At 38.7% G+C, this 14,132-nt stretch carries 14 protein-coding genes; 6 read left to right on the plus strand and 8 right to left on the minus strand.

Annotation, left to right across the window (positions count from 1 at the left end; genetic code table 11):
- Positions 1–49: 49 nt before the first annotated feature.
- From AAG186_RS06405 to AAG186_RS06420, 4 genes are read right to left on the minus strand one after another with little or no spacing between them, the layout of a single operon-like run.
- Entirely contained in the window at positions 50–865 is an 816-nt protein-coding gene (locus AAG186_RS06405; protein ID WP_161637283.1) for a PTS system mannose/fructose/sorbose family transporter subunit IID, read from the minus strand.
- The gene (locus AAG186_RS06410) at positions 852–1,649 is read right to left on the minus strand and encodes a PTS mannose/fructose/sorbose/N-acetylgalactosamine transporter subunit IIC (protein WP_161637282.1); all 798 of its coding nucleotides are present in this window, start codon (positions 1,647–1,649) and stop codon (positions 852–854) included. Before AAG186_RS06410 ends, AAG186_RS06405 begins: the two co-directional genes overlap by 14 nt.
- A gap of 52 nt (positions 1,650–1,701) precedes the next feature.
- Positions 1,702–2,190 (minus strand): PTS sugar transporter subunit IIB, encoded by a 489-nt coding sequence (locus tag AAG186_RS06415; protein WP_161637281.1) that lies wholly within the window; start codon positions 2,188–2,190, stop codon positions 1,702–1,704.
- Positions 2,191–2,205: 15 nt separating this feature from the next.
- On the minus strand, positions 2,206–3,402 hold the full coding sequence (locus tag AAG186_RS06420; RefSeq protein ID WP_161637280.1) for a glycoside hydrolase family 88 protein: 1,197 nt from the start codon (positions 3,400–3,402) through the stop codon (positions 2,206–2,208).
- Positions 3,403–3,674: 272 nt separating this feature from the next.
- Between AAG186_RS06420 and AAG186_RS06425 the strand changes: the two genes are divergently transcribed.
- The 4 genes from AAG186_RS06425 to AAG186_RS06440 all read left to right on the plus strand — a co-directional run bounded on the left by AAG186_RS06425 (position 3,675) and on the right by AAG186_RS06440 (position 7,212).
- On the plus strand, positions 3,675–4,652 hold the full coding sequence (locus tag AAG186_RS06425; RefSeq protein WP_123171239.1) for a bifunctional 4-hydroxy-2-oxoglutarate aldolase/2-dehydro-3-deoxy-phosphogluconate aldolase: 978 nt from the start codon (positions 3,675–3,677) through the stop codon (positions 4,650–4,652).
- A 13-nt stretch (positions 4,653–4,665) separates the two neighbouring features.
- Positions 4,666–5,688, plus strand: coding sequence for a sugar kinase (locus tag AAG186_RS06430; RefSeq protein ID WP_161637279.1), 1,023 nt, complete (start codon positions 4,666–4,668; stop codon positions 5,686–5,688).
- A gap of 14 nt (positions 5,689–5,702) precedes the next feature.
- Positions 5,703–6,497: a gluconate 5-dehydrogenase gene (locus AAG186_RS06435; protein WP_003775084.1), complete on the plus strand. Its 795-nt coding sequence runs from the start codon at positions 5,703–5,705 to the stop codon at positions 6,495–6,497.
- A gap of 73 nt (positions 6,498–6,570) precedes the next feature.
- Positions 6,571–7,212 carry an RpiB/LacA/LacB family sugar-phosphate isomerase gene (locus tag AAG186_RS06440; RefSeq protein WP_125164240.1) on the plus strand — a complete coding sequence of 214 codons (642 nt, stop codon included), beginning with the start codon at positions 6,571–6,573 and terminating at the stop codon, positions 7,210–7,212.
- Positions 7,213–7,539: 327 nt separating this feature from the next.
- Here the strand turns inward: AAG186_RS06440 and AAG186_RS06445 are convergent, their stop codons facing one another.
- The 4 genes from AAG186_RS06445 to AAG186_RS06460 all read right to left on the minus strand — a co-directional run bounded on the left by AAG186_RS06445 (position 7,540) and on the right by AAG186_RS06460 (position 13,363).
- Positions 7,540–9,639: a hypothetical protein gene (locus AAG186_RS06445; protein ID WP_342621436.1), complete on the minus strand. Its 2,100-nt coding sequence runs from the start codon at positions 9,637–9,639 to the stop codon at positions 7,540–7,542.
- A 91-nt stretch (positions 9,640–9,730) separates the two neighbouring features.
- The gene (locus AAG186_RS06450; protein ID WP_342621437.1) at positions 9,731–10,858 is read right to left on the minus strand and encodes a hypothetical protein; all 1,128 of its coding nucleotides are present in this window, start codon (positions 10,856–10,858) and stop codon (positions 9,731–9,733) included.
- Positions 10,859–10,964: 106 nt separating this feature from the next.
- Positions 10,965–12,137: an NAD(P)/FAD-dependent oxidoreductase gene (locus AAG186_RS06455; protein ID WP_342621438.1), complete on the minus strand. Its 1,173-nt coding sequence runs from the start codon at positions 12,135–12,137 to the stop codon at positions 10,965–10,967.
- A gap of 50 nt (positions 12,138–12,187) precedes the next feature.
- Positions 12,188–13,363: a MalY/PatB family protein gene (locus tag AAG186_RS06460; protein ID WP_342621439.1), complete on the minus strand. Its 1,176-nt coding sequence runs from the start codon at positions 13,361–13,363 to the stop codon at positions 12,188–12,190.
- Between the two features lie 98 nt (positions 13,364–13,461).
- Between AAG186_RS06460 and AAG186_RS06465 the strand changes: the two genes are divergently transcribed.
- Positions 13,462–13,872 carry a hypothetical protein gene (locus AAG186_RS06465; protein ID WP_161637274.1) on the plus strand — a complete coding sequence of 137 codons (411 nt, stop codon included), beginning with the start codon at positions 13,462–13,464 and terminating at the stop codon, positions 13,870–13,872.
- A gap of 9 nt (positions 13,873–13,881) precedes the next feature.
- Positions 13,882–14,088, plus strand: a complete 207-nt coding sequence (locus tag AAG186_RS06470; RefSeq protein WP_125164235.1) for a hypothetical protein — start codon at positions 13,882–13,884, stop codon at positions 14,086–14,088.
- Positions 14,089–14,132: the final 44 nt, after the last annotated feature.

Here is a 14,132-nt window from a genome sequence, read left to right on the forward strand (position 1 = left end):
TGAATAAAAAAGAGAACTACTTATCGAAGTAGCTCTCTAAAGTTAAATACTAAGCTAAGATTCCGAAGAAGCTTAAGGCAACACCAAGTATTACTGTAAGAATAACAAGTTTGTATGTATTCCAACCTTTTTTCTTAATTAGGTAGTACATTAAACCTGTATAAAGCATTGGTAACAATGCAGGAGCAACTTTGTCTAAAAGACCTTGGATGTTAACGGTTGATTGTTTAACACCTTCTTGGATTTCTCCAGCTGCGAATGAAATATCAACTTTCATCTTAACAAATGTAGCTGCAAGACCTGAAATAACTGTAACACCAACAATGTTTGCTGCTGTTGAGATTTGTTCCATCTTTTCACTTAATTTATCAATAATGCTTGTACCAACTTTATAACCATAAACACCCATTCCGTAACGAATACCGAATAATACAGCGTTAATAGTGATTAAGAATAGAAGCGGAGCAATTGAAACACCATCCATTGCAAGTGATGCAAAGATTGTTGAGAAAAGTGGTGCAATCGCAAATTGTGATAAGGAATCACCGATACCAGCAAGAGGACCCATTAAAGCCATCTTGATTGGACGAATTTCTGACTCAGGACGTCCTTCATCAGCCATTACTAAGTGTAATGAAGTAATGAAAGGAAGTAATTGAGGGTTTGTGTTATAGAATTCACAGTTTGCACCAAGTGCTGCTGCGAAATCATCATCGTTTGTATGTACTTTTCTTAATGCTGGATAAAGAACTAAAGCATAACCAAGACCTTGGTAGTTACTGTAGTTAAATCCGTTTTGTAAAAAGTATGAACGTGCTGTTGTTTTAAAATAATCTTTTTTTGTTAATTTATTAGATCCAGTCATCGTTACCTGCCTCCACTTCTGTTCCTGATACATTTACTGTGTTTTGTGAATCATTGTATTGTTTTACTGCAAAGATAGCACCTACTAGAGCAATACCGATAACTGGTAATTGGAAGTAAGCTGCACATACGTAACCTAAGATTACGAAAGGAATTAATTCTTTCTTAACCATTACAGATAAGATCATTGCGAATCCAATTGCAGGTAACATACCACCAGCAACGTTTAAGCCTTTTAATAACCATTCTGGAATTAATCCAACAAGTTGTGTTAGAAGTTCCATACTGTAAGCACCTAAGAATCCTAATAGGAAACCTACGATAGCAAATAGTAATACTGTAAAGTTTGTAGTCATACGGAATTTCTTGAAATCTTTGTTTTCTAATGCTTTTGCAGCACTCTCAGGAGCACCAGCGCGGATTGTGTAAACAAATGTTTGTAAGAATTGAATTGCAACAGCAAATGGAATTGACAATGCTAATGCACTTTCAGGTGTAATTGAAGGGTTTGTAATCGCCATCAATGTACCGATGATACCAGGACCGATTGGGTTAGGTGGAACAGTTCCTCCGGCTCCAACACCGAATCCCATAAATGCTAATTCAGAAATAGCACCTACTTGTAAAGCTGTTTGAAGTGCACCTGGGTGACTTCCGTTTAAGATTAACCCAACACCAAATGCTAAGAATAAAGCACGGTTTGAGTAGATACCCCATAACATACCTGCGTAACAGAATGCAGTCCATAGACCGATTAGTATCGCTTGAAATAATGTAATATTCATTATTAAATTCCTCTCTTTTCCTTTTAGAAATAAATAGTTATTGCCTTAATGCTTAAATATATTTACGGATGTCAACTGGTGCTGCACCGTCTCCACCATTAGGTGTTGTTTGAGTGTTGAAAGCAATATCTTTTGCTACCATTTTTCTTAGGCAGTCTTTATCATCTTCACCTAAGAAGATTGAACGTGTAACTTTTTCTTTGCCTTCACAATTGTGAATGTTTCCAATATTGATCTCTGAAATTGGAACACCACCTTCAACTAAACGTAAAGCATCTTTTGTATCTTTCACAATCAAGAAAATGGATTGTTGTGGAGACGCTTTATGAATAACTTCGATAACTTTGTCAACGGGGAAGAAACGCATTGCAACTGATTTTGGAATTACAGTTTTCATGAGTGTCTGAGCCATGACATCTTGTGCAGCTTCATCATTTGCCACGATAACGGTGTTAACGCCAAGTGATTTAATCCAAAGCTGACCTTGACCGTGAACGAGACGTTCATCGATACGTGTCATTACAATATTTGGAGTACTCATAATTTTACCTCTTTCTTACCAATACAATTCCCAGTCTTTATAAAGACGCATTAGAGCTTCTAGATAATAGTAGTCGCCCCAGATGTTTCCTTCATCCACACCTTTTCCACTGTGCCATGAATAGACACCGTGATAAAGCACTGGATTTCCTGGTTCATGTGTTGTTTTTGTATAGTTGTCGATCAACGATCTTAAGATTGTGTGTGATGCTCCCTCATACACAGTTTTAAGTTCATCATTTTTCATATATTTGATCATTTCTAGCATACCACATACTGCAATCGCTGCAGCACTTGAATCGCGTGATTGGTCATCACCATCTGTAAAGATGAGATCCCAATAACATACGAAATCTTTTGGTAAACGGTTTAAGAAATAATTTGTCATTCCTTCATGCAGTGGGAACACTTCGTCTTCATGTGTATAACGATAGTTTAATGGAATACCATATACACCCCAAGCTTGGCCTCGTGCCCAGGATGATTCATCATTATAACCTTGACGTGTTGCTCCACGTACTGGACCACCTGTTTCAGGATCCATGTAGAATGTGTGGAATGCACTTGCATCATCACGAATTACGTATTGACAGCTTGTGTAGAAATGACGCTCTGCGATATCCGCATATTTGTCATCACCCGTAACTTCTGTTGCCCAATATAATAGTGGGATGTTCAATAAGCAATCAATAATGAAACGGTAATGCTCAGGATTGTTATACTCGCCCCAGGCTTGTATAAATTCTCCCTTTTCTTGCCAACGGGTAAGGAGCTTATCAGCCGCTAAAATAGCAGCTTCTTTCGCTTTTTCAGAACCTGTTAGTTTGTAACTTGCCACACATGATAATGAATATAGGAATCCAAGATCATGGTGATCAATTTCAATATCATTTACAACACGATGGTGGAAAGAATCAACATTTTTATCTGCGAGCTCACGATACTTCTCATCACCTGTGTATTCATACGCCAACCACAATAGACCGGTCCAAAATCCGTCTGTCCATTCGATATTATCGATGATCGGATATTTCAGATCTTTTGTTGCTGACCATGGGAAGCGCTCACCAATGTGCTCCATATTGAGATCAATCTTTTTAATGGTATCTTCAATTGCTTGCTTCACTTCTTCTTTTGTAAGCAGTGTTGCATTCTTGAAAATATCAATATCGCGGATTGGCTCAATGGTCACTTGCTTAATATGCTTTTCCATGTAAGTACCTCCTTGAAAAACGTTTATAAACTGGTTTACTGGACATACGCATTATAGCCCTTGAATTTTGTCATGTCAACGGTTTTTTTTAATAAATCTAACCGCTTTCATGTGAAATTATCATTTTTTTCACAATTTAGTCCTTATATATAGGCGAAACATTATTTTTTTGGTAAACCAGTTGACAAAACCGGTTTACTCACCTATTATTGTCTTAGCTGGTTTGCTAGAGACCGACTGGACATTGGTCAAAATAAAAGGGAGACTACTATATGAGTGAAGTTTTAAATAGAGTTGAAAAAATCGGTATCGTTCCCGTAGTTAAAATAACTGAAATCGAAGATGCGTTGCCAATGGCACAAGCACTTTATAACGGTGGCATCGATTGTATGGAAATCACATTCCGAAGTGAATTTGCGTTACCCGGAATCGAAATCATCGCTAAAGAATTACCAGATATGTTAATTGGAGCGGGTACCGTCTCATCAGTTTCCCAAGCCGAAACTGCAATCAAGGCTGGGGCACAGTTCATTGTAACACCTGGATTTAATCATGACGTTGTGAAATGGTGTGTTGAAAATGATGTTCTTGTATTACCTGGAATTTCTACAGCATCAGAACTTGAAACAGCAATCTCTTATGGATTGACAAACGTTAAGTTCTTCCCTGCAGAATCAAGTGGTGGTGCTAAGAAGATCAAAGACCTCAGTGCACCGTATGCTGACATTACATTTATGCCAACAGGCGGAATTAATGCTAAGAACATGCATGATTACTTAGCTTTACCTTGCATTAATGCTATTGGTGGTAGCTTCATGTTGCCTGCTGATGCGATTGCAGCTAAAGATTGGGATACTGTTGAACGCCTAAGCCGTGAGGCAGTGGATGCATTGTTATCATATGAATTAATTCATATTGGTTTCAATAACAACACTAGTGAAGAAGCCAAAGAAAATGCTGAAGTATTATGTAATTTGTTTGGATTTAAGTATTATGGAAAACCTAAGAGTCATTTCGCAGGTCGCGGTTTTGAATTCCTAAACTCAGTTGGACGTGGTGAACACGGACACTTTGGAATTTACACACCTTACCCAGAACGTGCTCTTTATCAATTAGAGAAAAAAGGCATCCATGTTGTAGAAGATACAATTACTCGCAATAAGAAAACAAACAAAATCAACTTTGCATACTTAGATAAAGAAATCGCAGGATTTGCCATTCATTTGATTAATCCTGACGTAAAGATGTAGAGAGGGTATTTAAATGAAAAAAGTAATTACATTTGGAGAAATTATGCTTCGTCTTGCTCCAGAAGGTTACCTCCGTTTCTCGCAAGCTGATCGATATCAAGCGACTTACGGTGGTGGCGAAGCAAACGTTGCCGTTTCACTTTCAAACTTTGGAGTGGACGCAGCATTTGTAACAAAATTACCAACCCATGCAATTGGACAAAACGCTGTTAACGATTTACGTCGTTACGGTGTCGATACAAGCAAGATTACACGCGGTGGCGATCGTGTTGGTATCTACTTCTTGGAAAAAGGTGCTTCACAACGTGCAAGTCAAGTTGTTTATGACCGTGCACATTCCGCAATCGCTGAAGCAACACCAGAAGATTTTGATTGGGATGCAATTTTTGAAGGATACGACTGGTTCCATACAACAGGAATCACACCTGCTTTAGGTGAAAACGTAGCCGAGATTACACTACAAGCTGCAAAAGCAGCTAAAAAACACGGTTTAACTGTAAGTTGTGATCTTAACTTCCGTAAGAAGTTATGGAGTAATGAACAAGCAAATAAAACAATGGGTGAATTAATGGAGTATGTTGATGTTGTCATCGCTAACGAAGAAGATTCACACGATGTATTTGGAATTTCAGCTTCAAACACAGATATCACAACAGGTGAAATCAACCATGATGGTTATATTGATGTTGCAAAACAACTTCACGAGCGCTTTAACTTTAAAGCAGTTGCAATCACATTACGTGAAAGCATCTCAGCAAGTGATAACAATTGGTCAACAATGCTTTATACAGGCGATCAAGCTTATTTCTCAAAGAAATATAACGTTCGTATTGTAGACCGCGTTGGTGGTGGCGATTCATTTGGTGCTGGATTAATTTACTCCATGCTCAATGATTATGCACCTCAAGATGCAATTGAGTTTGCTACAGCAGCGAGCTGTCTAAAACACTCTGTAGAGGGTGATTACAACCGTGTTACTGTTCAGGAAGTGGAAACACTTGCTAAAGGTGACGGTTCAGGTCGTGTACAACGATAGGAAAGGAATTAAATATGAGTAACTTTAAAATGGAAAACTTCCGTTTAGACGGAAAAATCGCTCTTGTAACAGGAGCATCATACGGAATTGGTTTTGCTTTAGCTCAAGGATATGCTGAAGCAGGCGCAACAATCGTATTTAACGATATTAATCAAGACCTTGTAAACAAAGGACTTGCAGCATACGAAGCAGAAGGCATTAAAGCTCATGGTTATGTATGTGACGTAACAAATGAAGAACAAGTTACAGCAATGATCAAACAAATTGAAACAGAAGTTGGAACAATCGATATTCTTGTAAATAACGCTGGAATCATCAAACGTGTACCAATGATCGAAATGTCTGTAGAAGATTGGCGTCAAGTTATTGACATCGACCTTAATGGACCATTCATCATGTCAAAAGCTGTTCTTCCTTCAATGATTGAAAAAGGACACGGTAAAATCATTAACATCTGTTCAATGATGAGTGAACTCGGACGTGAAACAGTAAGTGCTTATGCTGCTGCTAAAGGTGGTTTAAAAATGCTTACTAAGAATATTGCATCAGAATACGGTGAACACAATATTCAATGTAATGGAATTGGACCTGGTTATATTGAGACACCTCAAACAGCTCCATTACGCGTTGATGGACATCCATTCAACAGCTTCATTATTTCAAAAACACCAGCTGCACGTTGGGGTAAACCAGAAGATTTAATGGGACCTGCTGTATTCTTAGCTTCAGAAGCATCAGACTTCGTAAACGGACACATCCTTTATGTTGATGGTGGTATCTTAGCTTACATTGGTAAACAACCAGCATAGTTTAAAACCAAAACGATGTATCGAACGCCACGTGGTGGACACATCACGTGGATTATTAGAAAGAGGATTAAATATGAAAATCGCATTAATTAACGAAAACTCACAAGCTGCTAAAAACGGAATTATCTTAGCATCATTAACACAAGAGGCTGAAAAAGCTGGACACACAGTTGTAAACTACGGTATGTACAACGGTGAACAAGAACACCAATTAACATATGTTAAAAACGGTCTTCTTGCTTCAATCTTATTAACAACAAAAGCAGTTGACTTTGTTGTTACAGGATGTGGAACAGGTCAAGGTGCTATGTTAGCATGTAACTCATTCCCAAATGTACTTTGTGGACACGTTACAAACCCATTAGACGCTTACCTATTCGGTCAAGTAAACGATGGTAACTGTATTGCAATGCCATTTGCACAAGGATTCGGTTGGGGTGGAGAATTAAACCTTAACTACACATTCGAAAAATTATTCTCAGAATCATTTGGTGGTGGATATCCTAAAGATCGCGTTATCCCTGAACAACGCAACAAAAAAATCTTAGATGGTGTTAAAGAAGTTACACACCAACCATTAATTAAAATCCTTAAAGAAATCGATCAAGACTTCTTAAAAGAAACAATTGACTATCCTGAATTCAAAGAATTATTCTTTGAAAGCTGTCAAGATGCAGAAATTGCTGAATACCTTAAATCAGTATTAGCTGCTTAGTAAAATAATTATTTATACGAAGGCTCCACAAATCATTCGTATAAACATTTCTCCAAATATTACACTGAATCTGTGTCTTACAACTTGTAATTTCTCCTTTATCACAATTCAGTGCCCTTCTACCGGCTTCCAATCGTAGAGGGTCAACTCAATCTTAATTCTCCGATATAGTTAAGGTTAAGTTATGATAGCAGATAGACGTTTACGTCGCTCTTCCTTAATTACACTGCTATCAGTAAGCGCAATGCTATCGCCTATATCCCGTCTTAGTCGATAGCACAAATAATATAATAATATGAAAAAGACCCTGCTTCCTGGGTCTTTTTTTTATCGTTTTGATCGTAACAAGATACCTAGGACGCACAGTAAGGAGCCTAGAAACCAAGAAGATTGCTCTGTCACACCCGTAGCAGGTAAGTGCTTCGGTTTACTGTAAAGGGGATCTTGTTGTTTTGAAGCGTTAGATTGCGATGGTAACATCTGTTGTGGATTCGCATGAGTTTCCGATTTAACGGTTTCCATTGGATTTTGAACACCCATCTTGTCTCCCGAAATGTTGAATGTGGCTGTTGGTATGCTTTGATGCGGTTGAGATGCAATGGATTGATTCGCATTCGCATTTCGAACGAGTGGACGCTTAAATTCCAATGACACCAATTGATTTTGAGTTTGTGTATCAACGTTACCGCCTTGTTGTGCCAATGGCAATTGAGTCGTTTCGAAATTTTCTTCTTGCTTTAACATCTCAGTTACCAAGTGATGCATATCCGAATGCGATGAAGGCTCAATCTTCCCTGCTTTCCCATCTTTCAATACAACCATTGCAGATGCGATGGTTGCTTTAAGATTACTTGACTGTCCTTTTTCTGGCTCTACTAAACTAAGGGGTGAACGTGTCGTTTTCACCGTATCTGTTACAGAATGTCTTGGCCCTACTCGATGACGTAATCTTTCATGTTGAAGTTCTGTGGACAATTCAACAGGTTTTATTTCAAGGTGATCCTGATGTTCAATGATCGAATTGACTGGTGGTAGTGACTCCGTTAACTTAATGGGATAACGTGGCGCTTGAATCGTATGCTTAGCCACTGCACTAGCCCCCGCTTGAGGAGCAGGCGCTACATTTTGAAGTCTTGTAGATGATTCAACATGTAATGTTTTCGATTGATCTGGTTCCCCGATGGCTTGACCCACAGGATCGTTTAAATCCGTTGGTTGAGTCAAAACATCCTCAGTTGTTTTTGGAGTCATTGATATAAGGGCTTTAGGCTTTGGATTAAATGGATAGATATTCAGATCATAGTGCTCCATTAAATCAGCTAACGCTTGACTCGTCTTGACCGAATATTTCTCACTCAAACTTTGCTTGGTACTTTCATCAAGTTGATTGAATCGACTTACCATTCGGTTTACAAGAGCATCCACACGTTTATCATGTTTTTCCTTTAAGTCTGATAAACTGCATCCCGGTGTGCGATCATTGCTATACACATGATGAACCATTTGACCAATCGGTGTTTGATGTTCTTCCAATATTCGAACTTCATCCAGCTTATCAAATTCTTTCCCTTTACGTTTTTGATCAAAAAAATCAAAACGTGCTCGAATTCCCATGGGTAAATCGTTCAAAGGTTTGCTTGGATCTTTGGTAACGGATGCGCTGCTTCCTTCCACCTCAAACTTTAATTGACCGTATCCATAGGTGCCATCATCCACAAGGCGAATGTGTTTCATTCCTTGCTCGAGAGTCACTTCAATGCGACCTCCTTCAAAGCTCATCGATGGTCTTGACTTGGAGAGTGTATACCGTTTTACATCCGGTTCTTGCCCTGCTCTTGGACGAATAACCACCACCGCGATATCCACAAGTTCCTTAAACAGCAAATTATTATGATCATCATTTTCAATATGGAAAGGACTGAGGAACAAATCATATCCCACCATCCCTTTACCATCTTTTTGAACACCTCGATAATCATCATTTACATCCACATACCATTGTGTCGTTCCCTCATCTTTTTTAAGACTTCGAATTTTAAACGGGAGTCGATTCGGTAACGACGCATCATATTGAGGCATAGAAATTGCTTGTTTTCGGACTAAACCTCTCATATCATAACGATTTGTACGAATTACAGGATCCTCCCGGCCTGTATCAATGAGATAGGCATAATTCTGATAATTATCAATCCCTTCATCCAAATCATCTTGTAAGAGTGTGAAATAGTAGTCCAATTCTACCTTGTCACAGACAAACGCTTGCGAACCATCTTCAAACAGTTGGAGAACAGGTCTAAAACTATCTTCATGAATCGTATATTTGTCACGTAAGTGCTGACGTGCGGCTGCATCCATTGCATCATCCGCTGCCACAGGCATGATTAAAAACGAACCAATTATTGTAAGTAATATTGCTTTAAATTTCATTGCTAACTCCTTTCGACGCAAGTATAGCACTGAAATATATTAATCAATCTTAAATCGAAACCGTTTGCGCAAAAAAAAATGCCCGAAGGCATTAAGACGTTGGAGAACAGGTAAGGTTGTTATCTTGAAGCTCAAGCAAAACATTTTCCAAGGATTGTTGATTTGAGACAGGTTGCATCGGCATCAGCATCGACTCATCAATTTGGTCCCCTTCCAGCATCAAGTTTGTATAACCTGAAGCAATCGCATATGCTTTATGTTTATGTTCATACTGATACACAAACATCAATGTCCCATTTACATAGGATTGTTGCGAGTCACGATCACGTGCATTTGCGATGTTCTTAGGGAGAATTCCATAACAAACATATACTTCTTGCGCGTCCGCATTAACCGTTTCCTCGACACGTTTTTTCGCATCACTTCGAAGCACATCCAGATTATTAATGTGCTCAATGTTTTTAGGTACGACCGCTAACGCATCTACATCAAAAGCCATACTAGTTTGTGCCAACATAATTTGATGTTCTAACATAAACGTTTTCCCTGCTGTAGAAGGTTTTACCGTAACAGTTACAGAATCTCCAATTGATAATTCAGATGGATTGACAATGGCATACTCTAACATCGAAAACAATTCCTTCATCGTATCATCAGCCAGCGTAACCCCTGATGTATCCAATTCCGCAATTCCTTCACCATTGGTTCCACTAAATCGCAATTTAAAACCATCAAAAGGATCAAACACGACCTCATTGTGAATTTCTTGAACGGTAAATACTTTTTCAGTAGCCGTAAATACAAGTTTATTGGAGTCCATAAAACGTTGCGTAGACTCGGGAACACGCGCTTTTAAAACAACACGATCGCCAATTTTTAAATTTTCATTTGGTTCTAGCGAATACTTAATCGCCTTGTGAACGCGATTGAGCTGTGGATCGGACTCAATTAATTTTTTATTGATATCAATGTAGCCGCTTGCCCCTTCTTCATCCCCTTGAAATCGAACACTTACATTGGCAAATGGATCAATTTTCGTAATGCGATAGATATGATCCCAAAGAAAATAACCGCCAACAGAAATAAAACCGAGAATCAACAAGATAATCACACAACGCGTCCGATTCTTATTAGATTCGCTGGGCAAAAAGGTTTGTGTCTTTTCATGTGTACTCAGAGTTTCAGAATGATCATTTTGATTTTGCTGATGATGTGACATAGGACCTCCTTTTCTATAATAATAGCATGGAATGAATTGTTATTGTACCTATATACTGTCCTTTACGATACTTTTATTGAACAAAGAAAAAGCACACCGCAGTGTACTAATCTTCGAGCGCAAAAAGCCCTGCTGTATAGCCTGTTGAAAAAGCGGATGTAATATTAAATCCTCCAGTATATGCATTATAATCCATCAACTCACCACAAAATGAAATGGTTGGATTAATTTTTGATCGCATTGTCTTTGGATCAATTTCTTTAAGATTGACGCCACCATTCGTAACAAATGCATGTGCGAACCCACGTGTAGCATAAACGGTCATTGGGAATTTCTTAAGTGTTTGAATTATCTCATGATCATTCTTACAGAATGTTTTGAAGTACGCGATTAAGCGCTTTGGAATGCCTTTTTCTTGTACAAATGCTTCCCAATCCTCATGAAGCTGTAGTTGTTCAAGTGAAACATTGGGCAAGAAATCGATACTTAAATTGACAGGACTCTCCTTATCGAGAATGCGCATGACATAAAAACTTGCCCGTAATGCCGCAGGTCCTGATATTCCAAAATGCGTAAACAGAAGATCATGCGTAATACTGTGCTTAATTTTTTGACCCTTATAAACATGAATGGTTACATCATGGAAGGACAGCCCTTGTAAAGTCTTCTCTTGAACAAATAAATCATTGGAAACTAAAGGAACCTCAGCAGGCACTAAGTCCGTAATTGAGTGCCCAATCGATTCTGATAAGGCATAGCCGTTACCATCTGAACCCGTTCCGGGTAAAGTACGGCTTCCCGTCGCAAGAATCAGATGATCATAAGGGAATTTTTTTGCTTCCGTATAAACAACATTCCGATTCGTATCAATTCCGGTTACAAATGCATGAAGATGTACTTCCACATCTGATTTTTGAAGTTTTCGATTTAAAGCGTCCACAATATCTTGAGATTTGTTACTTTCTGGAAAAACACGGTGATGATCTTCAATCTTTAAAGGACAGCCATTTTCAGGAAAAAAAGACTGAATATCTTGCGGATTAAAATTCGTCAAACTTGAAAAGAGAAATTTACCATTTTTAGGAACATGCTTGATTACTTCTTGATTACTCACATTCGCCGTAACATTACAGCGGCCGCCACCGGTCATACGTAATTTTTTACCCAAACGTTCATTACGCTCCAATAAAATAACATGGGCGTGAGGATGATTTTTCTTCGCCGAAATTGCAGCCATCATCCCCGATGGGCCGCCTCCAACAACAACAATATTTTTCATATAAAACTCCAATCTTTATCTTATTATACATAAAAAGAGTGATGAATTCATCACTCTTGAATTGCAGATTGGATTCGCTTAAGACCTGCCTTTAAAATTGATTGGGGACAGGCTAGATTCATACGCATAAACCCTTGACCCGATTCACCAAATTTTGAGCCCGGGCTCAAAAACACATCGTGTTCCTGAAGCTTTTCGATAAGCTCCGCTTCCGCCAATCCTGAATCACGGAAATCGAGCCATTGAAGATAAGTTCCTTCAAGTGAACATACACGAATTGGTATGTTTTCACGCGCGATAAATGACTTAACCAGTTGATGATTTGCTGCAATCAAACAAACAAATTCATCAAACCATGATTCGCATTGTGTATAGGCAATTTGAGTTGCAGCAAGCCCGAGGACATTTGTATTCAAAGATCCTCCATCTTGCGTTACTGAATCCTGATATTGATTTCGCAGTGATTGTGACGGAATGATCACATGTGCATTGTGGAGCCCTGCAAGATTAAACGATTTGCTTGAGGATACAAAGGTGATGCTGTGATGACGTGCTTTTTTGCTTAAGGTTGCATAAGGTATAAATCTGTACCCGGGCATGATTAAATCACCATGAATTTCATCTGAGAAAACGAGTACATCGTATTTATCACAGATTGCTTCAATTTGTTTGAGTTCATGCTCACTCCATACGCGACCAACTGGATTATGGGGGCTACACAATAACAATACTTTTGTGTTTGCATCTGCTGCTTTCGCTTCAAAATCTTGGAAGTCAATGACGATTACATCATCCACTTCGACAAGCGTGGTTTCAACCACCTTACGTTTTAAATTCTCAATGCTCCGTTTAAAAGGATAATAAACAGGTGACATAATCATCACCCCATCCCCTTCCTTAGTAAACGCTTTGAGGGCATGATTAATCGCCACGACAACTCCGGGTGCTTGAAGGATCCAATCTTGTTTGAGTTCCCATTGATGGCGTCTTTGATACCAACTGATGACGGCCTCATAATACAAAATGCTTGGTGCCGTGTATCCAAAGACCATATCATCCAGATAAGCCTTTAACCCTTCGGTGAGGGCTTTGGGATGATACATATCAACATCCGCGACTGTAAAAGGAAATGCATCAACACCATGGTTGGGCGCATTCTGTTCCATCTCCATCCACTTATATGAGCGGTCATTGCGACGATTACGTATTGTTTTAAAATTTTCCATACAATCCTCCTAATTTCTACTTTAACAATATCTTCACAATCTTGTGTGAATAACAGCAAAAATCTTATGGTATAATACAGATACAAGGGGTGATTTTCATGCAACAACGTCATTGTGATGAATTAATGCGTGTGGGTAATGAATTAAAACGGGCACTTGAAAATGCACTGGCAACGATGGATGGTGCATCAAATTGGGGTCTTCTTGATCTTTTGAGCGGGAATTATTATATGACATTTACCAAATATCATAAAATCGAATCTGCAGAAGCAAATCTTGCGCATGTAAAAGATTTAGCTCGCCAATTTGAATGTGAACTGGAAGCGTTTGATCAAAGCAACCCCCGCACCCTTGATACGACGCCATTTCATACCATTTCTCATTATTTCTTTGATCATCTTTACGTTGATTTTTTAATTCAAGGCAACATCACGGAAGCCAAAGAAGCGCTGAAAGAGATGATTCGTTGTACAGAAAATATTTTAAGAACTGTGAATGCTCAATCTTAAGGAGGCTTTATGATTAAGACGAAAGTTTTTCATGACCATAGTCATCAAAACGAAGCACCGCTCGATGCTTTAGAACAAATGGAACGATTTATTAATCAAGAGGATGTTGAGTATCTCGGTCACTCCCATGCCAACCGTACATCCCGTCAACACTTAATCGGTTGGACGGAAAGTCATTATGACCGTGAAATTATTCTCGTATATAATCAGAAATAAGTCATAACATAAAGCCCTTATTCAGTTGAATTTGAATAAGGGCT

The sequence above is a fragment of the Erysipelothrix sp. P66 genome, assembly GCF_038682365.1.
GTDB classification, from domain to species: domain Bacteria; phylum Bacillota_I; class Bacilli_A; order Erysipelotrichales; family Erysipelotrichaceae; genus Erysipelothrix; species Erysipelothrix piscisicarius.